This is a genomic window from Azotobacter tropicalis (assembly GCF_059739045.1).
The window spans coordinates 4,290,600-4,316,384 of the sequence record NZ_AP046059.1 but is presented as its reverse complement, the minus strand read 5'-3'; the positions used below and the strand labels follow the sequence as shown (position 1 = coordinate 4,316,384).

Sequence of the window (25,785 nt, the reverse complement as noted above, 5' to 3'; positions counted from 1 at the left end):
GGATTCCGAGTGGATCTTAGCAAGCCGCAGGAGAATTACCGCGCCCGCTCATCATCCGCGGGCGACAGCGCCCGCCGAGTGACGCAGCATAGCTAACGGGGCAGACGAACGGAAACCTCCAGCCCGCCGAAGGGCGACTCGCCCAGGGAGATCGTGCCGCCGTGCAGCTCCACCGCCCGCCGCACGATGGACAGGCCGAGCCCGGCGCCCTGGCCGTCGCTCCCGCGGAAGAAGCGCTCGAAGACCTTCTCGCGCAGCGCCGGCGGAACGCCCGGGCCACTGTCCTGCACGCGTAGCCAGAGGCTGTCCGCAGCGGCTTCGAGCAGCAGCCGGATGCAGCCCCCTTCCGGGGTGTACTGCACGGCATTGGCGACCAGGTTCTGAACCAGAATCGCCAGACTGGGCGCATCGCCGAGCAACTCGTGACCGCCAGCGCCGACGGTTTCCAGGGTCAGCTCCTGCCCTTTGGCCAGCGCCAGCGGCGTCAGCTCGGCCAGCTCGCTGCGCAGGAAGGCGGCCAGGTCGAGGCGCGTCATGTTCAACTGCACGGCCGCCGGCTCCAGGCGGGCCAGCGCCAGCAACTGGCCGACGACCCGGGTCGCCCGCTCGACGCCCCCACCCAACTGGCGCAACGCCTCGTCGCGGTCGGTCGGGTCCGGCGCCTCGAGGGCGTTCTGCGCATGGATGCGCAGCACCGCCAGCGGCGTGCGCAGCTCGTGGGCCGCGGCGGCGAGCAGCTGGCGCTCGCGTTCCAGCAGTTGGGTGAGCTGCAGCAGCAGGCGGTTGAGCGCCGCCACCACCGGCTCCAGCTCCCGCGGCAGGGGCGCCAGCAGCAGCGGCGCCAGGTTGTTCGGATCGCGCGCCTTGATCAGCGCGACCATGCGCTCCAGCGGACTCAGCCCCCAGCCGATCGCCAGCCAGACCAGCAGCGCCAGCAGCGGCAGGCTGAACAGATCCGACACCAGGCTGCGCTTGGCGATCTTGTCCGCCAGCTCGCCGCGCACGTCCTCGCGCTCGCCGACCAGGATCCAGCGCCGGTCGATCTGGTCGTGGAGAACGAAGACCCGCCAACGGAACGGCTCGGCTTCCAGCAGGTGATAGCCGATCAGCCGCTCGTCGCCGGTCCGGCTCGCCGGCAGCCCGGCCAGCAGTTCGGCGAACAGGGCGTGTTCGGCGCTGGCCGAATGCAGCATCAGCCGGCCCTGCTCGTCGAACACCTGGAAGGCCAGCTTGCCTTCGTAGCGATGCCCCAGCGACAGCGCGGCGTGCCCGCCCGGCAGGGTCTGCATGGCCAGCGCCTGGTCGAGCATGACCTGCACGCCTTCGCGTTCGCGCTCGGCCATCTCGCGGCCGACCAGCCCGGCGAGCAGCCGGGCGCTCTGCGCCAGCTGCGCATCGAACAGTTCCTCGATCTCGTGCAGGGCATCCCGGTAGCTCTTGTAGGAGATCATCGACAGGGACAGGGTCAGCACACCGAGGACGAGGAACAGGGTGCGGGTGCGGATCGAGCGCATCAGGCCTTGTCCACCATGTAGCCGACGCCGCGCACCGTGCGGATCAGTTCGGGGAAGAACTTGCGCCGCAGGTGGTGGACATGCACCTCCAGGGCGTTGCTTTCCACTTCCTCGTCCCAGCCGTAGAGCGCCTGCTGCAGCCGGTCGCGGGTCAGCACCCGGCCCGGCTGCGCCAGCAGCTCGTGCAGCAGGAGGAACTCCTTGCGCGCCAGGGCGATGTCCCGCCCCTGGTAGCTGACCGCCTGGCTCTGCGGGTCGAGTCGGATGCCGCGGTACTCCAGCGCCGGCTGCGAGCGGTTGAAGCTGCGCCGCAGCAGCGCACGCAGGCGCGCCTTCAGCTCGGCGACATCGAACGGCTTGACCAGATAGTCGTCGGCGCCGGCATCCAGCCCGGCAATGCGTTCGCTGGTGGCGTCCCGCGCGGTCAGCACCAGCACCGGCAACGGGTTGCCCTGGGCGCGCAGGCGCTGGAGCAGTTCCAAACCGTCCAGCCGCGGCAGGCCGAGATCGAGCACGCAGAGATCGAAGCTCTCGCACTCCAAGGCATGCAGTGCGGCAAGGCCGTCCTGCAGCCAGTCGACCGTATAGCCTTCGGGCTTGAGCGCGGTGCGAATACCCTCGCCCAGCGCCACATCGTCCTCCACCAGCAGAATGCGCATGCCCTGCTCCATCCTCTTCCGTTTCTACTTCAGCTCGGCGCGCACCTTGCCGAGCAAGGCCTCGACCTCTTTGTGCCGGCCGGCGTCGGCAACGCCGCGTCCCGGCCGCGGCGGTGCGGCCTGCGCCTTCTGCAACGCCGCGAACGCCTCGGGGTAGCGCTTCTCGCGGTACAGGAAGTCGCCGTAGAAGTAGTTGGGGTCGATACCATCCGGATTCAGACCCAGGGCCTGCTTGAGCAGCGTCTCGGCACGCTCGTCGTCGCCGAAGCCGAGCGGCCAGCCCGGCACCTGGTAATAAAGGGTACCGAGGCTGGTATAGGCCGAGCCGTCGAGCGCCCTGGGATCGGCCTTCAGGGCCTGCTCGAGGCTCGCCTTGGCCTGCTTGGCCAGATCCAGCGCGCCCAGCCCGCCTTTCGCGCCGGCCCAGGTACTGAGAATGATGCCGCGCCAGATCAGCAGCTCGGGTGCCTCCGGCTCCTTGGCGAGCGCTGCCTCGGCCTCGCCGGCGAGACGCTCGAAGGCCACCTCGCGCTGCGCCTCGGGCAGTTGGTAGTTGATCTCGGCCCAGCGGTTCTGCAGATGCTGCAAGCTCAGGGTGCCGGCCTCGCTGAGGGCGAAGCCGGGCAGGCTGAAGGCCAGCGCGCCGCCCAGCAACAGGCCGCGCAGGATGGATTTGCTCATGGGGTGCCTCCGTTCGAGGGGATGGGCAGCGACGTTCAGGATCGGCTGCGGGCGAAGCGCTGGATGATCGGCAACTGTTTGCGCAGGGCCTGGTCGACGACCCGCGGCAACAGGCCATTGAGGCGCACGAAGAGCTTTTCCGGCCAGCCGAGGTAAAGCTCTTCCTGCTCGCGCTGGATCGCCTGGGCGAGCGCGGCGGCCACCGTCTGCGGATCGTCCATGGCCACCTTCAGTTCGTCGTTCATCGCCACCACGTGATCGGCGTTCATGCCCGTGTGGGTCGCCCGCGGCGCGACATACAGCACTTTGACCTGGGTATCGGCGAGTTCGCGGCGCAACGCCTCGGAGAAGCCGCGCACGGCGAACTTGCTGGCGCAGTAGGCGCTGAAGCCGGGGTAGCCGATGGAGCCGAAGGTCGAGCCGACGTTGACCACTAGGGCGCGCTCCTGCAGGCGCAGCAGCGGCAGCAGGCGATGGGTGAGCTGCACGGTGGCGGTGACGTTCAGTCCGATCAGCTCGGCGATGGCCTCCTCGTCGTGATCCTCCAGGAGACTGAAGCGGTTGACCCCGGCGGCGTTGATCAGCGTGTTCAGGCCGCCGAAGCGCCGGGCCGCGGCCAGCACCGCCTGGCGCCCCTCGGCTTCGGCGATGTCCGCCTGGACGATTTCCAGCTGTGCCGGATAACGTTTCAGCAGGGCCTGCAAGGGCTCGACATGGCGGCCGACCAGTAGCAGCCGGGCACCGCCCGCGCAGAGCCGGACGACCAGCGCCTGACCGATACCGCCACTGGCTCCGGTAAGCAATCCTCGACAATCGGACAACTTCATTTCTCCCTCCTCAGGCCGTCAACGGCAGGCTGCGAAACATATCGCCATACAGGCGATAGACCACTTTCGCGGTATGCACCACCGCAGCCTGGTCCTCTTCATTATCCAGCCGATTCATCAGGCCTTTGAAGAGCTCGATGTGCTCGAGATCGAGGCTGCCGTGGGAAGTCAGGTAGCTGAACGCCTGTGCCGGCAGCCCCAGTGACTCCTGGAGAGAGCCGGCAGCGCGGGTGGCCACGGCGACGCTGGTGCCCTCGAGCACCTGGACCATGCCGAAGAAGCTCACCGGATTGCCGCGGGCGATGCGGTCGTAGACATAGCTGACCATCAGCTCGGTAGGCAGGTTGGGCGTGGCGCGGCGCACCGCCTCGGCATCGCCGCCGCAGGCGCGGATGTCGTTGAGGATCCACTCCTGGTGGCCGTACTCCTCCTCGATGTACTCGGCGATCGCCTCACGCAGCCACTCCAGGCGCTCGGGCAGGCGCGCACCGCAGGCCATCAGCAGCGGCACGGTGTGCTTGACGTGGTGGTAGGCCTGGCCGAGAAACGCCAGGTAGCTGGTCAGACCCAGCTGCCCCTGCAACGCCTGCCCGATGAGCGGCGCCGCCAGCAGGTACTCGCGCTCGGCGGCGGTCTGCTCTTGCAGTCTCGTATGGAAATCCATGGTGTCTCCTTCAGGAAATGGGAGCGGCCAGCACACGCTCGATGGCCGCCCGGTAATGCTGGAACAGCGCCGCCCGGCGCAGCCGGCCGTTGGCGGTGGCCAGGCCGTTGGCGACGCTGAACGGCTGTTCGGCACGCAGCCAGTGGTGGACGCGGGCATAGTCCGGCAGGCCGGCGTTGACCCGCGCCACGGCCTGCGCCAGCGCCTCGTCGTCGATCCCGGCCGAGCGCGGCTGCAACACTGCCACGTTGGCCGCGCTGGCCTCGCCGTGCAGCCAGGCCTGGGCGATCGGCAGCTGCTGTACCAGCTCGGCCTCGACCCACTCCGGATTGACGTTGCGCCCGAAGGCGGTGACGAACTGGTGCTTCTTGCGCCCGTGCAGGACCAGGAAATCGCCCTCGAAATGACCGAGGTCGCCGGTGCCCAGCCAGTCGCCGGCCGGCGCCGGCTCGCCCAGGTAGCCGAGCATCCGCGCGCCGCGGACCAGCACCTCGCCATCGTCGGCCAGGCGCACCTGCAGATGCGGCAGGGGCCGACCGACGCTACCGATACGGCGCTGTCCGGGGGTATTCAGGCAGACCACCGAGGCGCACTCGGACAGCCCGTAGCCCTCGAACACCGGCAGGCCGAGAGCCTCGGCGCGCTCCAGCAATTGCGGCGCAACCCGCCCGCCGCCGACCGCGACGAAACGCAGGGAGTCGGGCAGCGGCTGGCCGCCCTCCAGAGCCGTCACCCAGGCCAGCAGTAGTTGCGGCAGGAGGATCAGGCTGTTCGGCCGGCAGCGCTGCAGCGTGCCGAGAAAGCGCGGCAGATCGAAGCGGCTGGCCCCTTCGAGGCCCACCTGAGCCAGCGGCGCCAGCTCGACCAGCGCGCCGCCGAGCAGCAGCGCATAGAGACCGGCGACGTTCTCGAGCAGGACCGCCAGCGGCAGCACGCACAGGTGACGCTCGATGCCGCTCGGCCCGCAGGCCTGCCAGATGCTGGTCGCCACGCGAAGCTGCAGGCCGGCGTCGAGACAGACGCCTTTCGGCTGGCCGGTGGTGCCGGAGGTGTAGGTGATCTTCGCGGTGCCCACCGGCAGCTCGGCGGACGCTGGTGGGCGACGCTGCGCGAGCTGCTCGGCCAGCGGTTCGAAACCCTGTTGCGCGTATCGGGAAGCATCGACGGCGATCAACGTATCGACACCCGCGCTGTCCAGCACATGGCGCTGCTGATCGGCGGAGAAGAATCCCGGCAGGGGGATGCAGACGACGCCAGCGCGCAATGCCGCCAAGTCCCACAGCACCCATTCGATGCCGTTGTCCAGCTCCAGCGACAGGCGCCGGGCGCCGATCCGGCGCAGATATCCGCCGCGCATCTCGATCTCGTCGAGCAGTTGGCGGTAACTCAGCCGCCGCTCGCCCTCCTGCAATGCCGGCCGCTCGCCATGGGCCGCCAGGATTTGCCAGAAGGATTCAACCGCAAGCGACATCGGCGATCTCCTGATACAGCGGCCGATAGCCGAGACGCTGATAGATGCCGGAGGCCTGCAGGCGCTTGTGGGTTTCGGCCACGTTCGCCGCCATGACCTGGGGATGGGTGTCGTAGTAGCGGCCCCAGTCGGCCAGATCCGCGCCCATGCGGGCCGGGTCCGCCGGGCCCAGTTCGACCAGCGGCAGATTCAGGCGCTGGAAGCTGTTGAGCAGCATCGCCGTCCCGGTGAAGACCACCCAGCGAAAGCCCTGTACCCCCACCAGGTCGGTCAGTGCAGTGATCAGCAGCCGTGCGCCGCCGGGCCCCTGGGCGGCGAAGTTGCCCACCTCGACGATCTCCTGGCGTGCCACCGGCAGCCCCGTGCGCTCGCTGACGACGCGTTCGATGGGCTCATCCAGATAGCGCTCGAGAAACAGCCCCTCGCTGCCGCTGGCGGGACGCAGCCCGGCGGCCGCCTGCACCTTGCCGTCCGCGTCCTCGAAGCCCAGCAGGCAAGGCATGAAGTGATGGATGCGTGCCGCGTAGTAGTCGGCGAAACGGGCATGGATGAAGGCCTCCAGCGCGTGGCGCCTGATCGCGTCCGGATATGGCTTGACCAGGTGCACGCTCAGCGGTCGCTGGCGGCCGATCAGCGCCAGCGGTTCGTGCTGTTCCCATGACAGCTCCATCTTGCAGACCTCGGGGTGGGGGGATTGAGGGCATTCTTGTGCCCCCACCCTTAACAAAGGCTTAAGCCATTGAGCCGACTGCCGAACAGGCGTCTTGCCGTTCGTCATCTCCGCGTCCGGGCTGGTATGCAATCACTAAGCTGAATGCGTCTGATTCGAAACTACGCGCCAGATATCTGGCGTAAAGATGGCTTGCAGCGCCCTCGAATCCCGGCCTCTGCCGACGCGCCACAGCGCCGGCAGGCAAAGCGAGACTAGCCATGTCGATACATGCACCGATCAGATGGAGTGTGCTTGCCCTAAGCCTGGCCATGACACCCGCCCGGCAAGCCGTGGCCGATCCGCAGGCCGAGGCGAAGGGATTCGCCGAAGACGCCACTGCGCGCCTGATGCTGCGCAACGGATACGTCTATCGCAACAATCGGGACGGCGTGCGCGATCAGTCGCGCTGGGCCCAGGCCTTCATCGCCACCTTCGACTCCGGCTTCAACCAGGGCCCCCTCGGCGTCGGTCTGGATGCCTACGGCCTTTTCGCCGCCCGGCTCGACACCGGCAAGAGTCGCGACGACGGCGACATCGCCTATTTTCCCACCGATAGCGACGGCGATACCGAAGAAGACTTGGGCGAGATCGGCATCGCCCTCAAGCTGCATCTCTCCAACACGCTGGTGAAATACGGCGATCAACTCCCCGCCCTGCCGGTGCTGTCCTACGATAGCTCCCGCCTGCTGCCGCAGACCTTTCGCGGCGTCCTGCTCACCAGCGAGGAGATCGAGGGTCTGACCCTGAACGCCGGACGCTTCACGGCTCAGAACGATAACAACCACAGCGGCTGGGAGGTGCCGGGACGGGAACTGGACTCCATCGAGCTCATCGGCGGCAGCTATGCCTTCAGCGATCAGCTGAGCGCCGCCCTGTACTTCTCCGACATCGAGGCGGTGGCCAGGAAGCGCTACGTCAATGTCGCCTGGCGGCTGTCCCTCGCCGAGGAGCGCTCCGTGGAGCTCGATTTCGACTTCTACCGAACCCGCTACGATCGGGACTACACCCAGACCGGCAAGGACGAGGACAACCGGATCTGGAGCCTGATGGCCACCTACCACTGGGGATCCCATGCCGTCATCCTCGCCTGGCAGCGCTCCATCGGCGGCTTCGAAAATCTTGACGACGACGGCCAGCCGGTCACCCACGGCTACGATTTCGACTTCGGCGACGGCGGAGACGCCAACTACCTGGCCAACGCCTTCTACTCCGACTTCAACCGCAAGGACGAGCGCTCCTGGCAGCTCAGTTACGAGCTGGACTTCGCCGACCATGGAGTGCCGGGCTTGACCTGGAAGACCGCCTACGTACGCGGCTATAAGGTCGACACCGGCCAGGACGGCACGGCGAGCGAGCGGGAGTTCTACAACCAGATCCAGTACGTGGTGCCGGAGGGCGCGGCCAAGGACCTGTCGATCAACCTGTACGGCTCGATCTACCGGGCCAGCCGCGACCTGAGCCAGGACCTCGAGGAAATCTGGCTGTTCGTCGAATACCCGCTCGACCTGCCCTGAACTCCGGACTCAGCGTGTGCGGCGCGCCCAGGCGCCGCCGATGGCGCCGGTCAGGCAACCGGCGGCCAGGCCGGCGACATGCGCGGCATTGGCGATGGCGCCCAGACCCAGAGCGCTGACCAGACCGGACAGGCAGACCAGCAGCCAGACCAGCATCATCACCACCACGCCCGGCGGCAGGCGATAGGCCGCGTCGGGCGCGAGCCGGTGGAAGATCCAGCAGTGACCGAGCAGTCCGTAGAGCACTCCGGACAGGCCGCCGAACAGCGCCGGGCCGCCGAACCAATACTGCGCAGCGTTGGAGGCCAGGCCGAACAGCAGGGTCAGGAGCAGCAGCATCAGCGCGCCCTGGCGACCCTCGATGCGCCGCCCCAGCTCCCAGTACCAGAGCGCGTTCATCGCCAGGTGCAGCCAGCCGAAGTGGATCAGCATCGGCGTCAACAGGCGCCACCACTGCCCGGCCGCCAAGCTTTCCGCCAGGGGAACGAAATACAGGTAGTCGCCCTGGATGTGGAACTCCTGGAAGGTCAGCCAGCCGACGGCGGCGAGGTTCTCCCGAGCAGGGTCAGGGCCGCCACCAGCAAGGTGGCCAGCAGCATCAGGGAAGTCAGCGGGCTATGGCATAACTGGCGGAAGAAGCCGGCAGTACTGCGGCGCGGCGGCACCGGCAACGCTTCCTGCGGATCGCCTTCGGGAAAACGCGCATAGAGCAGGCCCACCTCCCGGACCAGGCGGGAATCGGGAACCCAGAGCACCTGCTCGCCACCCTCCTCGCTGACCCGGTGGGGTACGCCCAGACGCCGCAACAAGGCGACGAAACCGCTGAGATCCGTTCCCAGCGGCAGGCGCAGGGCCTCAATCGCTGTGTTCATGGGGAGCCTCCGGGCGCTCCACCTCCACCCAGGCGAACTTGCCGGGATCGAGCCGGGTTTCCTGATCCAGCCGATAGGCTACCAGCTTGCCGAACATCACCGCGCTGTAGTCGAGACAGGCCAGATTGGGACGGATCAGCGAAGGCTGCCCGCGGCGCCAGTAGTGGCCGACGAACAGCGGCGGCTGGTCGGCGTCGTAAAAGGGCAATTCCGCCCGGTGCGCGTGGGAGATCGGCATCTGCGCGACAGGCTCGGGCAAGGCATCGGGCTGGAAGACGATGTCGCCGTAGGTCTGCGGCTCGTCTGCCCAGAACTTGGTACGGAAGGTCTCGCGGACGAGACCGTCCCGCCCGGTCAGCGTCATGCCGTGGGGCAGGCGCATGTTGATGCCACGCAGCAGACGCTCGAAAACCTGGTGGGCGAAGGTGTCGGGCAGGGCGGAAGCCTTCAGGAAGGGCTCGTCGACCCGCCCATCCGGGTACTGCCGGCGCAGCGGTTCAATCAGGCTGCTGTCCCAGCAGGCGTGCACGACCCGGAAACGGCCGGCATCGACGAACAGCGGCAGCTCGTAAAACCAGTCGAGAAAGGCCCGCCAGTCGCCCGGATGATTGGCGAACTGCGTGAGGGTCTCATGGATCAGGTGCTCGTTGCGCGCGGTATGCTCGCGCACGTATTGCTGGCCGCTTTCGGGCGGCGCCTCGGTGGACCAGCCCAGCAGGTTGTATTCGTGGTTGCCCATGACGCACAGCGCCTGGCCCGCCTCGACCATGTCGTGCACCAGGTGCAGGGCCTCGCGGATACGCGGGCCGCGATCGACGATGTCGCCGACGAACAGTGCCATCCGCCACGGATGACGCCATACGCCGCCCTGACGCCGATAGCCGAGACGCTCGAGCAGGGCCTCCAGGCTATGACCGCAGCCATGCACGTCACCGATCAGGTCGTAGCTGCGCAGCGGATCGACGAGCATCAACTGCCACCGCCCAGACGGCTGCCCAGCCCAACTTGGTGCGGCACACTTCGTAGTAGTTGTGGTCCAGCGGATGGATCAGCTGCAGCCGCTGCGGCTTCTTGCTGATGGTGACGATGTCGCCGGGCGAGCAGGTGAAATGGTTCTGCCCGTCGCAGGAGACCTGGGGATAGATGTCCATTTTCGGCGAGACCACGATCTTCAGTTCGCTGTTGCCGGCGACCACGATCGGTCGGCTCGACAGGGTGTGCGGATACATGGGGACGATGACGATGGCATCCAGCTTGGGATGCATGATCGGCCCGCCGGCCGACAGGGCGTAGGCAGTGGAGCCGGTCGGCGTGGAGACGATCAGGCCGTCGGATTTCTGGCTGCAGACGAACTGGCCGTCGATGTACAACTCGAACTCGATCATCCGCGTCGACTTGCCCGGATGCAGTACCACGTCGTTCAGCGCATCGCCCTGGCCGATCGGCTCCAGCTTGCGGCGCACCTGGGTCTCCAGCAGGAAGCGGCTCTCCACGGTGTACTGGCCGTCGAGCACCTCGGCGACCCGGGCTTCCAGCTCGTCGGGTCGGATGTCGGTGAGAAACCCCAGGCTGCCGCGGTTGATGCCGAGTACCGGCACCTTGTAGCGGGCCAGGGCACGCGCCGCGCCGAGCATGCTGCCGTCGCCGCCGACGACGACGACCATGTCGCAGATTTCGCCCAGCTGCTTGCGTGAAGACACCTGCAGACCATGCCCTGGCAGGAGTTCGGCAATCCCCTCGTCAAGAATCACGTGCAGGTGTCGGTCGAGAAGAAACCTCTTCAGTCGGCGGATAGTCTCCACCACCTGGGTGCTGCCCAGGCGACCGATGATGCCAATATTGCGAAAGTGCTCCATGGGGCTCCTGCGGGGGCTACGATTACAGGCAAGAGGCGATTATGCGGGAAAGCCAGGCAGAGCGGCAAACCACCTCCACAGGGGGGGAAACAGGGCCTTTCGGCGGCCTTGCCGACCTTCCTGCATGCCTACGCCAGCCGCAGGTGCGCGATCTCGCCTGGACTCTGCTGTCGCCCCCCTGCTCGCCGCCACCTCCTGGCCGCAGCGTCATCCGCTGACAGCCAGCGGCTGGGCGCGCAACCCGGGTGGCCTGGCCGATTGGCTGCAGGCGCTGGACGCCTGCAGCGCGCCGCTGGACGCCTGGCTGGCACGACAGCCGACGCGCCGCCTGGGCCTCTACTACGAGCGACTCTGGCAGTTCGCCCTGAACCAGGCACCGGGGATCCGCCTACTCGCCGCCAACCTGCCGATCCGCCAGGAAAGCCGTACCCTGGGCGAGCTGGACCTGCTGTTGCTGGATGCCGAAGGGACGCATCACTTGGAGCTGGCGGTCAAGCTCTATCTAGGTCCGGCCGCCGCTCCGAACCGCCATCCGGCTCACTGGATCGGTCCCGGCCGCCGCGACCGGCTCGATCTCAAGCTGGAACGCCTCGACCGGCATCAGCTACCGCTATCGAGCAGCCCGCCGGCACGAGCCATACTGGATCGACTCGGGATCGACGACCTACAGGCCAGTTGCTGGCTCGGCGGCTATCTGTTCTATCCCTGGCCGGACGGCTGCCCGCCCCCTGCCGGCGCCAATCCGGCGCACCTTCACGGTCGCTGGCTGGTGCAACGCGACTGGCCTAACTTTCTGGCCAGCGCTCCCACAGAGCACTGGCAGCCCCTGCCCCACCACGCCTGGCTGGCCCCGGCCCGCGTCGCAACCGCTGATCTCTGGCCCCGGGAAACACTGCAAACCTGGTACGCGGGCCTGGGGTCTGCCATGCCAGCCTACCTGCTGACCCGGCTGATACCGAACAAAGCTGGCGAATGGATCGAGGCAGAACGGGTATTTCTAGTCGACGACAGCTGGCCAGCCCCATGCTAATCCAACAACGTCAGCCGCAGGCGTTCAGTGCCTGCAGACGCTCGGCCAACCCCCGTCGCCCCTGCAGCCCACCAGTGTGCACGAAAACCAGCCGACTACCGCGGGGAATACCGCCGCACGCGACCTGCTCGCGCAGTGCCAACAGGGCCTTGCCGGTATAGACAGGATCCAGAGGAATCCCTCCTTCCTGTTCGCTATCGAGGATGAAACGCGCCAGTGCCGTGTCGAGCCGGGCAAAGCCGCCACGGCTGGCGTCCAGCAGGCGATAGCCGGCATCGGTCACGCCGGCCTCGGCGAGAATCGTCCGGACCTGTTGCGCCACACCATGACTCGCCGGTACCGCCAGAGCGCCATGCACAGGGTGTGCACCGGCCTCGGCAAGGACCAGACCGGCCAATGTGGTCCCCGTACCAGCAGCCAACCACCAGCCGTGATAGTCGGGCCAGTCGAGCGCTTCCAACCGGGATTGCAGCATGTCCTGCAACACCTTGCAGCCCTGCGCGCCGGTCAGGCCGCCACCACCTTCGGGCACCGGATACAGATGGGGATAGCGCTCGCGCCAGATATCCCAGAAGCCCGCGCGGTGACGTGCCCGATAACCACCGTAACCGAGCCAGTGCAGACGCATGCCGTAAGCCTGTAGATCGCGGACGGTCGGCGTTTCGCAGGGTTCGCCACGCAGCAGCCCGACCGTAGGGAAGGCAAAACGCTGCCCTGCCGCCGCCAGCGCATGCAGATGATTGGAATGGGAACCACCCAGGCTGATCAGTCCTGCCGCTCCCTGGTGCCCAGCCCTCGCCAGGTGGGGCGCCAGCTTGTACCACTTGTTGCCGGAAATCAGCGGATCGATCAAGTCGAGCCGCAGCACGGCCACTTCGACACCGGCGGCGGCCAGCCAGTCGAGCATCAGGGGTTGCAGTGGCGCCTGCGGCGACCAGTGGATATTCAGCACGGAGTCAATTGGCGTAGCGCAAGCGGCTGTCCGACTTGTGCCGAGAGCAGCAGTTGGATTCGCCGGCAACGAACCGCTGGGGGCTGTCGATCCGGTCGATCGGCAGGGCGCAACGCCTGCCTCCGGACAGCTCAGCCTCACAGAGCGGCTGCTGGAAGTGGTTCAGCCACTGGCGATACCGCTCTTCGCTGACCGAGCACTTGGCTGCCGCGTAGGCCATGGGATTCTCCTGATAGCGGGCGATGTCCTGCAATGGAATGGTCAGGTGGCCCGCGCCAGGATGATAAACCACGAAGGTCAGGCCCAGACTGGTTAGCTTCACGAGCACCTGCTCGACCCCCTGGGCCGCCAACTGCGCCTGTTCGTTCCTCAACCTGAGAATTTCCTCCTGCCTCTGCCTTTCGCGCTCTGCACAAGCGGCCAGCTCAGCTTCGAGATCGCCTACTCGTCCCTGCAGTACCTGCTGGAGGCGTAGCTGCTCATCCGCCTGCACACCACGCTCACGTGCCTGGAAATCCAGCAAGCGGGCCACCTCGGCCTCTGCCCGTGCCAAGGACTCGGATTGCGCTTCAAGGCAGGCCTTCAGCGCCTGCGGCTGATGCAGCTGTGCACGTAACTGCTGGATCTCGTCGCGCAGGCCCCTGGCTTGACGCTCGGCAGCTTGCTTCAATTTTCCCAGCGTCTCCTCGTGATAGCGGTTCAAATCGCGGATATGCAGGCGCTGTCGCTTGATCAGGCGGGCAGTTTTCTGGCGTTGCTCGTCACTCCAGCCCTTGCCGGACGGAACCGCGGCATCGGACGCCCCTTGGCCGCCACCTGCTGGCAACAGTCTGCCAGCAGAGGCTACGCCATCCTCTTCACTGAGCAGACCAAGCTGGTTGCGTTTGGCTGCATCACGCAGCGAAAGCAAAGCCCGGGAATCGGGGTCCCACAGATGCATCTGATGCCAAGGCACTGGACATTGGCTGCGGCAGACCAGACGGATCGGTCCTACTCCGAGATCAGGCCCCGGCTCAGCCCGCTCGGACAGTTGCCTTAAAGGGATATTCCAGCCGGGATCGGCGGCGCCGTCTTCGTCGAAATCCAGATAAAAGAAGACAGCAGCCCGCACCTCAAGTCTTGGAGAAATCAGCAAATAAGCAAGACGGACCTGCTGATCAGCCAGATCCGGCAGACCAACCACACCATCGAGCACGGCCTCGAACTCCGGTAAAAGCATCTCCCGGCACACCCCATGCTCATTGAAGAACATCACGGCCTCAACCATTTTCAGTTTTTTCTGCACGGCTTGATCCTTTATCGTGTTTTCCTGATTCATGGCTTCAGCCTGTCGGGCCGGCTGCTCCACAAGGCCAGCCAAGTCTAGGTAAAAGAGGCCCGACGGCAACGTGAAGCAATCGGCACTCACTCGGAGCGACGCCTACACCCGGCGAGCGCAGGGCGAAACTGTGAAGCACCAAATAGTAGCTTTTTGACATAAGGCCACCCTCCCAATTCCGCAAACGCCAGTGCCAGCTTGGCATTCCTGGTGCCTCTCCCTACCCTGAGCAGACTTTCTCGCTGTCATCCGGCCCATGCGCAGACTCCAGTCCATTCCGGCCCTGCTACTCTTCGCGACTCTCCTTGGCACTTATGCAAACTGGAGCGCTCCACGCTCGACCGGACATTACCTGGCTGACCTGCGCAGCATGCTTGTCCACGAAGAGAACACGGCAGAGATCAAGGCCAATCTGCTGATCATTCGCCCCGAACTTTTTCCCAGCGACTACCGAAGCCCAAAGCATCTGCGCTTGAAGCTCGCCGCCACACTGGACAGAGCACGTGGCAGAAGACTGCTCAACGAACACACCGTGGTCGTCCTACCCGATCAGATCGGAACTTGGCTGTTGCTCGGCGGAGAAAGGAGCGAGTTCTATAGCGCTCGAAGCCTTTCCGAAGCGCAGGCATGGCTGATTCTGGACAACCCACATCGCTTGGCCTGGACCTGGCTGCAGAGCGAGGGCTTCCCCGGAATGGGGGAAACCCTGCTACGCATGAAGGCGGAAAGGACGGCCAGCGACTACCAGCAGCTGTTTAGCTCTCTGGCTCGGGAATACCGTATTACCCTGCTGGCAGGCTCCCTACTCCTGCCTGAACCACACGCGGAGAACGGCAAGCTGCACACTGGCAAGGGCCACCTTTATCACGTAGCTCCGGTTTTCGGTCCAGACGGCAACCTGCTCGGCCCGCTTTATGTACAAGCCTGCCCGACAAAGGCTGATGTGCCGGCCACACTGCAAGAAGTTCACACAGACAGGATGAAGCTCCTGGTCAGGCGCCGAGGATGCCAGCCCCCTAGCGTGATAGAAGAAGCCAGCATGCAGACTGGAGTAGAGCTGGCCCTGCGGGGCCGCCTGTGGCCACTCGAGGACCTAACGCACTGCTGCGGAGTAGCGACTGCCGCTCAAGGAAAAGCGACCTCCGGTACCCAGTTGCTGAACATTCCGATTGCTTTGACGCCCTTCGTAGCGCTACCTACGAAAGAGCAGTAAATCTTGGCATGCTAGGTTCTGTTGACGTATCAGCGCAGCCATAGCAAAACAGCCGCAAAAGCCAGCATTCCCTTGAAATGGCTGGCCCTCTTCTCATAGCGAGTGGTGATCCGCCGGTAGTGCTTCAGCTTGCCGAACAGGCACTCGATCACGTGCCGCTCCTTGTAGAGATGCCAGTCGCAGGAGCGTTGCTCGATGCGGTTCCGCCTGGCGGGAATGACGGCCTGGATCTGGCGCTCCTTCAGCCAGGCCAGAAGCGGGTTGGCGTCATAGCCCTTGTCGGCCAGCAGTGCCGACGTGGCGATCCCCGCCATGAGTGGGATCGCCTGGCTGATATCGGCCGCTTGGCCTTCCGTCAGGATGAAGCGAATCGGTAACCCCAGCGCATCGGTCAACACATGGATCTTGCTGCTGAAGCCTCCTCGCGAACGCCCCAGTGCCTCCTGGGCCGCAGTACTGCTGGCCGCCCCGGCTGCACAGGCATGGGCACGCACGACGGAGCTGCCGATGCAGACGCGCTGAAGGTCGGCGTCCCGAGCCAGTACCGAGTGAAGCCGGTCCCAGATGCCGAGCCGGCACCAGCGGGTGAAGCGTTTGAAAACGCTGTTCCAGGAGCCGAGGCAACGAGGCAGCATCCGCCATTGAGCGCCGCTGCGTAGTATCCAGAGCACCGCCTCGACAAAGCGGCGACAGCCGAGAGTGCGGGTCAGCCGGATCCCCTTCGTGGCGCTCAGCAGACTTTGGATACGGGACCCGTCGGTATCGCTCAGACGGCTTCTGTCAGTCATGGCAAAAGCCCAGTTTTAGCACTGGGCTTGCGTCAACAGAACCTAGGCGAGCACTTACATTTCAGTGGCGTCTTCGGCCGGCTCTGCCGGATCCCGCTCGGCAGCATGGAATTCGAGAAGTTCTTCTTGATAGTCATCCATAGGAAATCGCTCCTGATCGGCTGGTTATTTGGAAAGACAATAAACAAAGTCCATGCCAAAAAGCCTAGACAAATCAGATGACCGTTGAATTAAAAAACAAGTTCAATAAAAAAGCCTCCAGATATCTCTATCTGGAGGCTTCGTATGTGGCGCAGCGGACGGGACTCGAACCCGCGACCCCCGGCGTGACAGGCCGGTATTCTAACCGACTGAACTACCGCTGCATGTCGGCTGGGCTTTCGCCCATTTTCGCAAGCTTTGGTGGCTGATGACGGGATCGAACCGCCGACCCCCTGCGTGTGATGCAGGTGCTCTCCCAGCTGAGCTAATCAGCCATCGCCTTGCGAGGTGGCGCGCAATTTACCCACGAATCCGCGCTAAGTCAACAGCCTGCCTGGTTTTTTCTTCGCAAGGACGAATCAAGAACTATAAGGCAGCCACGCTCATATCATGGCGAAGGAAAGATACACCATGGCACAAGACGCTCCGCAACAGCACTAAAACAGGGCACACCTCTTCCGAGACGAAAGAAGTCCTGACTGACCGAGCAATCAGTCCAAATAGATCATTTTACGCGTCATACCGCCATCGATAATGAATTCTTGGCCGGTAACGAAGCCGGCCCGATCCGACAATAGCCAGGCGACCAAGGCAGCGACATCCTCGACCGTCCCTACACGACCGGCAGGATGCTGGGCATGACTCTGCGCGGACAGCGGTGCTTGTTGACGCTCGCTTGGGCTGCGCGAATCGATCCAGCCGGGACTGACGGCATTCACCCGGACATCGGGTCCGAGACTGATCGCCAACGCGTGGGTGAGCCCAAGCAGCCCTCCCTTGCTGGCCGCGTAAGCCTCGGAGTTCGGCTCGGACTGGTGCGCCCGGGTCGAAGCAATGTTGACCATGGCGCCGCGATGCGCCTGCAGATATGCCGAGCAGTGCTTGGCCAGCAGCAGCGGGCCGGTCAGGTTCACTCCCAGCACCTGATTCCAGTGATTGAGTTTCAGCTCATCGAGCGGTGGATTATGAGGATCGGCAATAGCGGCATTGCAGACTAATGCATCGAGACGGCCAAATTGGCCGAGCACCTCGGCCACCCCCATCGCCACCTGACTTTCCTGAGCGACGTCCATGCCGACAAACCAGGCATTGCTACCCAATGTCTTGGCCACTGCGGAGCCTCGCTTGCGGTCTATGTCGGCCAGAACCACCTGCCAGCCCTCGGCAATCAGCCAGGCCGAGATGCCCAGCCCGATGCCGCGCACCGCCCCCGTGACCAGGGCAACCTTGCCGTTGCTCTGCGGCTTGCTGGCCTCCACGCTCAAATCAATCACAATGCGGCTAATCCTCGGGCCAGGTCGGCCTTGATATCCTCTATCGCCTCTAACCCGATCGCCACGCGAATCAGACTGTCGCTAATCCCGGCTGCGGCTCGTGCCTCCGGAGTCAGGCGACCATGGGAGGTGGTAGCCGGATGGGCAATGGTCGTCTTGGTATCGCCTAGATTGGTGGTGATAGAAATCATGCGGGTATTGTCGATGACCCGCCAGGCGACCGCCTTGTCACCCTTGACCTCAAAGCTCACTACCGCGCCGAAACCGCTCTGCTGGCGCTTGGCCAACTCATGCTGCGGGTGACTGGGTAGGCCGGCGTAGTAGACCTTGGCCACTTGTGGCTGCTGCTCCAACCACTCGGCCAAAGCCTGAGCGCTGGCGCAGTGAGCCAACATCCGCACCTTGAGAGTTTCCAGGCCCTTGAGGAACAGCCAGGCATTGAACGGGCTGAGAGTGGGACCGGCGGTGCGCAGGAAGCCGACCACCTCCTGCATCAGCTTGGCGCTGCCAGCCACCACACCACCGAGGCAACGCCCCTGACCGTCGATGTATTTGGTTGCTGAATGAATGACGATATCGGCACCCAGGGTCAGCGGCTTTTGCAGCACCGGCGTGCAGAAACAGTTGTCCACCGCCAGCAATGCACCATTGCTGTGAGCGATCTCGGCCAGGGCAGCGATGTCGACCAGCTCGGCCAGCGGATTGGACGGCGACTCGACGATGAACAGCTTGGTGTTCGACTTGCAGGCCGCGGCCCAGGCGTCCAGGTCGGCCAGCGGCGGATAGTCGACTTCGATGCCGAAGCGCTTGAAGTACTTGTCGAACAGGCTGATGGTCGAGCCGAATACGCTGCGCGATACCAGCACATGGTCACCGGCGCTGCACAGGCTCATCACCATGGCCAGGATGGCGCCCATGCCGGACGCCACGGCAACCGCCTGCTCGGCGCCTTCCAACGCCGCGATGCGTTCCTCGAAGGTGCGCACCGTAGGGTTGGTATAGCGGGAATAGACGTTGCCGGGCTGCTCGCCGGCAAAACGGGCAGCCGCATCGGCGGCGCTGCGGAACACGTAGCTGGAGGTCATGAACAGGGCCTCGCCGTGCTCACCCTCGGGAGTACGGTGCTGGCCGGCACGCACGGCCAGAGTATCGAAGCCGGCCCTCTCCAGGTCGCTGTCCAGCCGCCCGGCATCCCACTCGATCGTCATATCCTTTCCTCTCGCATGAGAGCGGCCGTTGCCGCTCGGAGCCCCAAGCCTGCTCGCTTGCCGCTCAGTTGTTGTACAGATCGATGATCGCACTGACCGCATTGTTGCGGGCCTTGCTAGCATCATTGCGGGCTTTCTCGATGCGCTCCAGATAAGTCTCGTCGATATCGCCGGTAACGTACTTGCCGTCGAAGACGGCACAATCGAAGTTGTCAATCTTCACCTTGCCGCCACCTACCGCATCGATCAGATCGGGCAGATCCTGGTAAACCAACCAGTCGGCGCCGATCAGTTCGGCCACTTCCTCAGTGCTGCGGCCATGAGCGATCAGTTCGTGGGCGCTGGGCATGTCGATGCCATAGACGTTGGGGTAACGCACCGCTGGCGCCGCCGAGCAGAAATAGACCTTCTTGGCACCGGCTTCGCGGGCCATCTGAATGATCTGCTTGCAGGTGGTGCCACGCACGATGGAGTCGTCCACCAGCATGACGTTTTTGCCGCGAAACTCAAGGTCGATAGCGTTGAGCTTTTGGCGCACAGACTTCTTGCGCGCCGCCTGTCCCGGCATGATGAAGGTACGACCGATGTAGCGGTTCTTGACGAAGCCCTCGCGAAACTTCACCCCCAGGTGGTTGGCCAACTCCAGCGCTGCGGTACGGCTGGTGTCGGGAATCGGAATGATTACGTCGATATCGTGCTCGGGGCAGTCACGGAGGATCTTCTCGGCCAGCTTCTCGCCCATCCGCAGCCGCGCCTTGTAGATCGAGACGCCGTCCATGAAGGAGTCGGAGCGCGCCAGGTAGACATGCTCGAAGATGCACGGCGAATACTTCGGGCTTTCCGCGCACTGGCGAGTGAACAGCTTGCCGTGTTCAGTGATGTAGACCGCCTCGCCTGGCGCAAGGTCGCGGATCAGGCTGAAGCCAAGCACATCGAGGGCGACGCTTTCCGAGGCGATCATGTACTCAACACCTTCGTCGGTCTGACGCTGGCCGAAAACGATCGGGCGAATCGCATTGGGGTCGCGGAAACCAACGATGCCATAGCCGGTAATCATTGCCACCACGGCGTAGCCGCCCCGGCAACGGCGATGCACCCCGGAAACCGCAGCAAACACATCCTCTTCGGTTGGCTGCAGCTTGCCACGCACGGCCAGCTCATGGGCAAAAACATTGAGCAGTACCTCGGAGTCGGAACTGGTGTTTACATGGCGCAGATCGGACTCGTAGATCTCCCGGGACAGTTGATCGACATTGGTCAGGTTGCCGTTGTGTGCCAGGGTGATCCCGTAGGGAGAGTTGACATAGAACGGCTGAGCCTCGGCCGAGCTAGAGCTGCCGGCCGTGGGGTAGCGCACATGGCCAATACCCATGTGGCCGACCAGACGCTGCATGTGCCGCTGTTGAAATACGTCGCGAACCAGGCCATTGTCCTTGCGCAGGAACAACCGGCCCTCATGGCAGGTGACGATACCGGCAGCGTCCTGGCCGCGATGCTGAAGGACGGTAAGCGCGTCATACAGCGCTTGATTGACGTTGGACTTACCGACAATACCGACGATGCCACACATGTGACGCAACCCCTGCTAGTAGTTCAGGCTAATTCCGGGCGCCAGCCCGAGGGCGGCCCCATCTGTCTTTCGGAGGCTCAGCGCGGCACGCTTATCCCGCTGGCAAACCACTGGTTGGACAACCCGAGGATAAGGTTTTTCGACCAGTCGGCGACTATCAGGAAATGCGGTAGCAGGATTGACTGTTGCCACCAGGCATCTTGCTGCACCGGAGCCAGACTGAGCAGGCCGACCAGCAGCACCACCAGCAGCCCTCCCCGAGCGGCACCGAAAACCATGCCAAGCACACGGTCCGTACCAGACAGGCCGGTAACGCGTACCAGTTCGCCGATGAGGAAGTTGACCAAGGCACCGACCAGCAAGGTCGCCACGAAGAGAATCGCGCAAGCGGCAATGACCTGGAGCGAGGGAGTGGCGATGTAGCCGACCAGATGCTGCGAGAGTGCCCCGCCAAACATCCAGGCGATGACGCCGGCGATTATCCAGGTGACCAGCGACAGGGCTTCCTTAACGAAACCTCGCGTCAAGCTGATCAAGCTGGAAACGGCGACGATCACGATGATCGCCCAATCGACCCAGGTGAATGCCACGGTTCAACCCATGAATGGAAAAGGCGCTGCATTCTAGCAGAGCCCCTCCTGTCCGAGTAAGAACCTGAGCCCATCAGCCGGGCCCAGACATGGCTGCCGCCCAAAGTCCTGCGACGCGGCCAGTGAAGTTGGCTGATCAACCACGCTCAGGCTGAAAACGCACGACAAAGCCACCAAGATTGTGCTGGCGCTTGAGTTGATCACGCAGGCGATTGGCCTCACCCCGCTCGATAACTGGGCCGACGTAAACCCGATTCATCCCATCCACATGACGGATGTAAGCGTTGTAGCCTTGGCTGCGCAAAGTCCTCTGCAGAGCTTGAGCATTGGCACTATTGGACAGGCTGGCCAACTGGATCGACCAACTGGCTGGCAGGCTGTTGGCATCCAGGCGACTGACCTCGGCCGCCTTACCCTGTAGTGGTGGCGGAGTTGGATTAGCCGCCAGGGTCTTGATCGGAGCACTGGCAGAAGCTGCCGGGACGGGTGGAACAGTCGTCGATGCGGCAGCAACCGATGTACTGGCAACCGCTGTGGAAGGCTGTGACTCCTCGGGCAGAATCACCGGCTCCGGAACCGCAACCGGCTCCACCTCAGCAGGCGGCACAAGCGGAGCCTTCGGCATGGGCGGCGCCTCGACCACCACCTGCCGCACCTCATCCTCACGAGTAAACAGCATGGGCAGGAAGATCACCGCCAGTGCCAGCAGCACTAGGGCGCCGATCATCCGCTGCTTGAGCCTCTTATCCAGCCAGGCCATCCCTTTCTCCTCCTGCCGACTCAACCATTCCAGCGCCTCGGCAACACAATAAAAAGAGCCGAACACTAAGATTTCATCACACTCGGCGGCTCGCTGGCATTGTATCTGCAATGCCTCGGCGATACTGGCACAAGCGGCAACCGGCGCCCCACGCTGCTGCAAAGCATCCGCAAGCTCTTGAGCAGAGAGACTGCGCGAACTCGGAAGTGAAGCCACTGCCCAGTGCCGAACTTGCGGTAACATAGGCTCCAGCACACCGGAGAGATCCTTGTCGGCGAGCAGGCCGAATACTGCCAGACGCTGCCCTGTGGACGGCCGTGCGGAAAGGTATCGTGCCAGATAAGTAGCGGCATGAGGGTTGTGCCCGACATCCAGCAGGAAGGACAGCTGCTTGTTCCGCCAGCGAACCTGGCGCCGTTCGAGACGCCCGCTTAGGTAGGTGGCGCTCAATGCCTGTGCAATCTGCCCGGCCTGCCAAGGCAGGTCGAGCAAGGCATAAACTTGCAACGCCAGCGCCGCACTTTCCAACGGCAACTCAATCCGTGGCAATCCCCGCAGCTCAAGCTTACCATCTGCCGCGCTGCAGCCGCGCCAGTCCCAGGTATCGCCCCTGAGTGTCAACTCATAATCGGGACCACGCCTGTAGAAAGGGACCCCCAGCAACGCAGCCTGCTCGAGCAGAGTTGCCGGCGGATCCGGCTCGCCGCAGACAGCCGCCCGCCCGGAGCGAAAGATTCCAGCCTTCTCGAAAGCCACCGAGTCACGAGTATTGCCCAGCCATTCGGCATGATCCAAAGCGATGCTGGTGACTACTGCCACATCGGCATCGATCAGATTGACCGCATCCAGACGTCCACCGAGCCCCACCTCCAACACGACGGCGTCTAACCTGGCCTGCGCGAACAACCAGAACGCTGCAAGGGTACCCATCTCGAAATAAGTCAGAGAGATTTCACCACGTGCTGCCTCCACAGCGGCAAAGGCTCGACACAACTCGGTATCGTCAGCCTCGCGGCCATCGATGCGCACTCGCTCGTTGTAGCGCAGCAAGTGGGGAGAGCTGTAGAGGCCGACCCTCAGCCCCTGCACGCCTATCAACGAAGCGAGGAAAGCACAAGTGGAGCCCTTGCCATTAGTCCCGGTGACCGTCACCACTCGTGCCGCCGGCCGCCCGAGCCCCAGCCGGCGCGCCACCTCGCGCGAGCGCTCCAAGCCCATGTCGATGGCAGTGGGATGCAGTCGCTCAAGATACGCGAGCCAGTCGGCAAGGCTGCGGCCAGTCATGCCGTGGCAGTATCTATGGCTATATCGGTAGCCGTTTCCATGGCTGCTTCGGCGGTTGCCGCGCTGGAAGTGGACCAGTGCGTCAATTGGGCGAGCAGACGAGCCAGACGCGAACGCAACTCCTGGCGGGGAATGATCAGGTCGATGGCACCGTGCTCCAGCAAGAACTCACTGCGCTGAAACCCCTCGGGCAATTTCTCGCGCACGGTCTGCTCGATCACCCGCGGGCCGGCAAAGCCAATCAGCGCCTGGGGTTCGGCGACAATCACATCGCCTAGCATGGCTAGGCTAGCGGAAACGCCACCGTAGACGGGATCGGTCAACACCGAAATAAATGGAATACCCTCCTCGCGCAAACGCGCCAGGACCGCAGAAGTCTTGGCCATCTGCATCAGCGAAATCAGCGCCTCCTGCATGCGCGCCCCGCCGGACGCAGCGAAACAGATGAAAGGACAACGCTGTTCAAGAGCCACATTGGCCGCCTGCACGAAACGCTCGCCAACGATGGCGCCCATGGATCCGCCCATGAAGGAGAACTCGAAGGCACAAGCGACCACTGGCATGCCCTGCAGGGTGCCACTCATGGAAATCAGCGCATCCTTCTCGTTGGTCTGTTTTTGCGCTGCAGCAAGACGATCCTTGTACTTCTTGCTGTCGCGGAACTTCAGCCGATCCACCGGCTCCAGTTCTACACCGATCTCCTCACGTCCCTCAGTATCGAGAAAAATATTCAGCCGAGTGCGCGCACCGATGCGCATGTGGTGATCACATTTGGGGCAGACCTCCAAGGTCTTTTCCAGCTCAGGTTTGTACAGCACCGCATCGCAGGACGGACACTTGTGCCAGAGGCCTTCGGGAACCGAGCTTTTCTTCACCTCAGAACGCATAATCGAGGGGATCAGCTTGTCTACCAACCAGTTGCTCATGCTTGATGTTCTCCGCAGCTTGGGGACCCGACACATGTCGTCTCATGGCCCCATGCCTGTTTTTGAGCGAATTCATGAATATATCCACCAGCTGGCGGAGCTCTTCCCAGTGATCCAGCACCGGGTCGAATCCACTGCCATACCAGCTAGCGGCTACTTGAACGACGGACACCAGATGACGCCGTCATGAACAGCAGAGCCGATGCGCAGCGGAAGTCAATCTCACGCCATCAGCGACTCGCTAATGGACGGCAGTGAAAAGTTTGCCGTCACATGGCAACCCAACTAACTGCCTTGCCCATAGCCCCGGACCGGGAGCGCTTTGCTTTCCGCCCCCATTCAAGCAGCCCGTACCTCGCGGATGAAGGCACGAATCTTCTCGGCATCTTTCACGCCCCTGCCCACCTCGACACCACCACTGACATCCACCGCATAAGGGGCAACCTGGGCAATTGCGGCACGAACATTCTGCGTGGTCAGACCACCGGCCAGGATCACTGGCTTAGGCAGGAGTCGCGGAACCAGTGACCAGTCGAAGGCCTCTCCGGTTCCTCCCGGCATGCCTGGAACATAGGTATCCAATAGAATCCCACTGGCATTACGATATTCGAGACAGCGCGTGGCGATATCTTCGTCCGGACGGACCCTCAGCGCCTTGATGTAAGGGCGGCGATGGCCATCGCAGTCGGCTGGCGTCTCATCACCGTGAAACTGCAAAAGATCCAGAGGTAGCGCATCAAGGATCTCGCCAATCTCACCACGATCGGCATTGACGAACAGCCCGACCGTAGTCATGAATGGCGGCAGGGCAGCAAGGATCGCCTGCGCCTGCTGCAGCGTCACTGCCCGTGGGCTTTTGGGATAGAACACCAGACCAATGGCATCGGCGCCTGCCTCGGCTGCCACGAGGGCATCCTCGATTCGGGTAATTCCACAGATTTTGCTGCGAACGGCTGCCAATTTGTTTACACCCTAGGAAGGATTCCAAATGGTAACAAAAGGAGTAACTGCTGCAAGTCCGCCCCGAAAGCCAATCAAGCTTGCCGGCAGTCCGAGAGACCGGAAAGAAAGTGAGGCCCCAAATAGCGCTGCGGTAGCTCAAACTCATCCGGATAGTCGACCTGCACCAGATACAGGCCGTAGGGATGTGCCGTCACCCCACCCTTACGCCGCTGGCGGCTATCCAGTACTTCCTGCACCCATTCGACAGACCGCTCACCTGCACCCACGGTCATTAATACACCAGCAATATTACGCACCATGTGATGCAGAAAGGCATTGGCACGAATGTCCAGCACGATCAAGCGACCATACTGGAGCAATTGCAGATGATGAACCGTCTTGATCGGCGACTTAGCTTGGCACTGGCTGGCGCGAAAGGCGCTGAAATCATGGCAGCCGATCAACACCTGGGCGGCCAAGCGCATGCGCTCTATGTCAAGCGGCCGGTGGTTCCAAGTGACTTCCTCAGCCATGTGTGCCGGGCGTATCGGATCATTATAGATGACATACCGATAACGCCGAGCCATTGCACTGAAGCGCGCATGGAAATGCTCCGGCATTTTCTTGGCCCAGGTGACGCTGATATCTGGTGGCAGGTTCATGTTGGCCCCCATGGTCCAAGCATGCATGCTGCGCTCGATCGAGGTGTCAAAATGCACAACCTGGCCACTGGCATGCACCAGTGCATCAGTACGCCCAGCACATACCACGCTCAGCGGAGCGCCACCGGCAACCTTGGACAAGGCCGACTCAAGCGCCGCCTGTATCGAGGCCACCCTGGGATTCTGGCGCTGGAAGCCATGGTAGCGGGAGCCCCGGTACTCGACTCCCAAGGCCACCCTGCAAAAGCCAGCGGCAGCCACTTCGGCTGCCGCACTCGGTAGGATTTTTTCAGGCAT

At 63.6% G+C, this 25,785-nt stretch carries 21 protein-coding genes, 2 tRNA genes and 4 pseudogenes; 3 read left to right on the top strand and 24 right to left on the bottom strand.

Annotation, left to right across the window (positions count from 1 at the left end; all coding sequences use genetic code 11):
• Window positions 1-92: 92 nt before the first annotated feature.
• From Atro_RS20460 to Atro_RS20430, 7 genes are read right to left on the bottom strand one after another with little or no spacing between them, the layout of a single operon-like run.
• Window positions 93-1,514, bottom strand: a complete 1,422-nt coding sequence (locus Atro_RS20460) for an ATP-binding protein (RefSeq protein ID WP_497925325.1) — start codon at window positions 1,512-1,514, stop codon at window positions 93-95.
• Window positions 1,514-2,173 (bottom strand): response regulator, encoded by a 660-nt coding sequence (locus Atro_RS20455; RefSeq protein ID WP_497925324.1) that lies wholly within the window; start codon window positions 2,171-2,173, stop codon window positions 1,514-1,516. The genes Atro_RS20460 and Atro_RS20455 overlap by 1 nt, the downstream gene beginning before the upstream one ends.
• A 24-nt stretch (window positions 2,174-2,197) precedes the next feature.
• Entirely contained in the window at window positions 2,198-2,854 is a 657-nt protein-coding gene (locus Atro_RS20450) for a tetratricopeptide repeat protein (protein ID WP_497925322.1), read from the bottom strand.
• Window positions 2,855-2,889: 35 nt separating this feature from the next.
• Window positions 2,890-3,681, bottom strand: a complete 792-nt coding sequence (locus tag Atro_RS20445) for an SDR family oxidoreductase (protein ID WP_497925319.1) — start codon at window positions 3,679-3,681, stop codon at window positions 2,890-2,892.
• A gap of 10 nt (window positions 3,682-3,691) precedes the next feature.
• A complete protein-coding gene (locus Atro_RS20440) occupies window positions 3,692-4,345 on the bottom strand; it encodes an iron-containing redox enzyme family protein (protein ID WP_497925317.1) in 654 nt (217 codons plus the stop codon).
• Window positions 4,346-4,355: 10 nt separating this feature from the next.
• Complete coding sequence (locus tag Atro_RS20435) at window positions 4,356-5,816, bottom strand: AMP-binding protein (protein WP_497925315.1); 1,461 nt, start codon at window positions 5,814-5,816, stop codon at window positions 4,356-4,358.
• A complete protein-coding gene (locus tag Atro_RS20430) occupies window positions 5,800-6,486 on the bottom strand; it encodes a thermostable hemolysin (RefSeq protein ID WP_497925313.1) in 687 nt (228 codons plus the stop codon). Before Atro_RS20430 ends, Atro_RS20435 begins: the two co-directional genes overlap by 17 nt.
• 311 nt (window positions 6,487-6,797) lie before the next feature.
• Here Atro_RS20430 and Atro_RS20425 point away from each other — a divergent pair, with 311 nt between their 5' ends.
• Entirely contained in the window at window positions 6,798-8,042 is a 1,245-nt protein-coding gene (locus tag Atro_RS20425; protein WP_497925311.1) for an OprD family outer membrane porin, read from the top strand.
• A gap of 9 nt (window positions 8,043-8,051) precedes the next feature.
• Here Atro_RS20425 and Atro_RS20420 read toward each other — a convergent pair.
• From Atro_RS20420 to Atro_RS20410, 3 genes and pseudogenes are all read right to left on the bottom strand, one after another.
• Window positions 8,052-8,914 (bottom strand): annotated as a pseudogene (locus Atro_RS20420) (rhomboid family intramembrane serine protease).
• Complete coding sequence (locus Atro_RS20415; protein WP_497925310.1) at window positions 8,898-9,884, bottom strand: metallophosphoesterase; 987 nt, start codon at window positions 9,882-9,884, stop codon at window positions 8,898-8,900. The pseudogene Atro_RS20420 and the gene Atro_RS20415 overlap by 17 nt, the downstream one beginning before the upstream one ends.
• Window positions 9,884-10,770 (bottom strand): annotated as a pseudogene (locus Atro_RS20410) (NAD(+) kinase). The gene Atro_RS20415 and the pseudogene Atro_RS20410 overlap by 1 nt, the downstream one beginning before the upstream one ends.
• 41 nt (window positions 10,771-10,811) lie before the next feature.
• Here Atro_RS20410 and Atro_RS20405 point away from each other — a divergent pair.
• Window positions 10,812-11,800 (top strand): annotated as a pseudogene (locus Atro_RS20405) (DUF1853 family protein).
• A 10-nt stretch (window positions 11,801-11,810) separates the two neighbouring features.
• Here Atro_RS20405 and Atro_RS20400 read toward each other — a convergent pair.
• The gene (locus Atro_RS20400; RefSeq protein ID WP_497925308.1) at window positions 11,811-12,707 is read right to left on the bottom strand and encodes a 1-aminocyclopropane-1-carboxylate deaminase/D-cysteine desulfhydrase; all 897 of its coding nucleotides are present in this window, start codon (window positions 12,705-12,707) and stop codon (window positions 11,811-11,813) included.
• 49 nt (window positions 12,708-12,756) lie between these two features.
• Window positions 12,757-14,070 carry a chromosome partitioning protein ParA gene (locus Atro_RS20395; protein WP_497925306.1) on the bottom strand — a complete coding sequence of 438 codons (1,314 nt, stop codon included), beginning with the start codon at window positions 14,068-14,070 and terminating at the stop codon, window positions 12,757-12,759.
• 256 nt (window positions 14,071-14,326) lie between these two features.
• Between Atro_RS20395 and Atro_RS20390 the strand changes: the two genes are divergently transcribed.
• A complete protein-coding gene (locus tag Atro_RS20390) occupies window positions 14,327-15,283 on the top strand; it encodes a hypothetical protein (RefSeq protein ID WP_497925305.1) in 957 nt (318 codons plus the stop codon).
• Window positions 15,284-15,312: 29 nt separating this feature from the next.
• On the opposite strand, the gene Atro_RS20385 is transcribed toward Atro_RS20390, so the two are convergent.
• The 12 genes and pseudogenes from Atro_RS20385 to truA all read right to left on the bottom strand — a co-directional run bounded on the left by Atro_RS20385 (window position 15,313) and on the right by truA (window position 25,785).
• Entirely contained in the window at window positions 15,313-16,071 is a 759-nt protein-coding gene (locus tag Atro_RS20385) for an IS5 family transposase (RefSeq protein WP_497925302.1), read from the bottom strand.
• Window positions 16,072-16,359: 288 nt separating this feature from the next.
• Window positions 16,360-16,436 (bottom strand) — tRNA-Asp (locus Atro_RS20380).
• A gap of 35 nt (window positions 16,437-16,471) precedes the next feature.
• Window positions 16,472-16,547 (bottom strand) — tRNA-Val (locus Atro_RS20375).
• A 216-nt stretch (window positions 16,548-16,763) separates the two neighbouring features.
• Entirely contained in the window at window positions 16,764-17,546 is a 783-nt protein-coding gene (locus Atro_RS20370; RefSeq protein ID WP_497925301.1) for an SDR family oxidoreductase, read from the bottom strand.
• Window positions 17,543-18,754, bottom strand: coding sequence for an O-succinylhomoserine sulfhydrylase (locus Atro_RS20365; RefSeq protein ID WP_497925298.1), 1,212 nt, complete (start codon window positions 18,752-18,754; stop codon window positions 17,543-17,545). The genes Atro_RS20370 and Atro_RS20365 overlap by 4 nt, the downstream gene beginning before the upstream one ends.
• Before the next feature lie 64 nt (window positions 18,755-18,818).
• Window positions 18,819-20,324 carry an amidophosphoribosyltransferase gene (gene purF / locus Atro_RS20360; RefSeq protein WP_497925294.1) on the bottom strand — a complete coding sequence of 502 codons (1,506 nt, stop codon included), beginning with the start codon at window positions 20,322-20,324 and terminating at the stop codon, window positions 18,819-18,821.
• Window positions 20,325-20,401: 77 nt separating this feature from the next.
• Window positions 20,402-20,914 (bottom strand): CvpA family protein, encoded by a 513-nt coding sequence (locus tag Atro_RS20355; RefSeq protein ID WP_497925292.1) that lies wholly within the window; start codon window positions 20,912-20,914, stop codon window positions 20,402-20,404.
• 136 nt (window positions 20,915-21,050) lie between these two features.
• Window positions 21,051-21,539 (bottom strand): SPOR domain-containing protein, encoded by a 489-nt coding sequence (locus Atro_RS20350; protein ID WP_497927721.1) that lies wholly within the window; start codon window positions 21,537-21,539, stop codon window positions 21,051-21,053.
• 135 nt (window positions 21,540-21,674) lie between these two features.
• Window positions 21,675-22,958 (bottom strand): annotated as a pseudogene (gene folC / locus Atro_RS20345) (bifunctional tetrahydrofolate synthase/dihydrofolate synthase); the annotation flags it as partial.
• The gene (accD, locus tag Atro_RS20340) at window positions 22,955-23,884 is read right to left on the bottom strand and encodes an acetyl-CoA carboxylase, carboxyltransferase subunit beta (protein WP_497925290.1); all 930 of its coding nucleotides are present in this window, start codon (window positions 23,882-23,884) and stop codon (window positions 22,955-22,957) included. The gene accD and the pseudogene folC, both read right to left, overlap by 4 nt.
• Before the next feature lie 339 nt (window positions 23,885-24,223).
• On the bottom strand, window positions 24,224-24,844 hold the full coding sequence (locus Atro_RS20335; RefSeq protein WP_497925288.1) for a phosphoribosylanthranilate isomerase: 621 nt from the start codon (window positions 24,842-24,844) through the stop codon (window positions 24,224-24,226).
• A 74-nt stretch (window positions 24,845-24,918) separates the two neighbouring features.
• Entirely contained in the window at window positions 24,919-25,785 is an 867-nt protein-coding gene (truA, locus tag Atro_RS20330; protein WP_497925285.1) for a tRNA pseudouridine(38-40) synthase TruA, read from the bottom strand.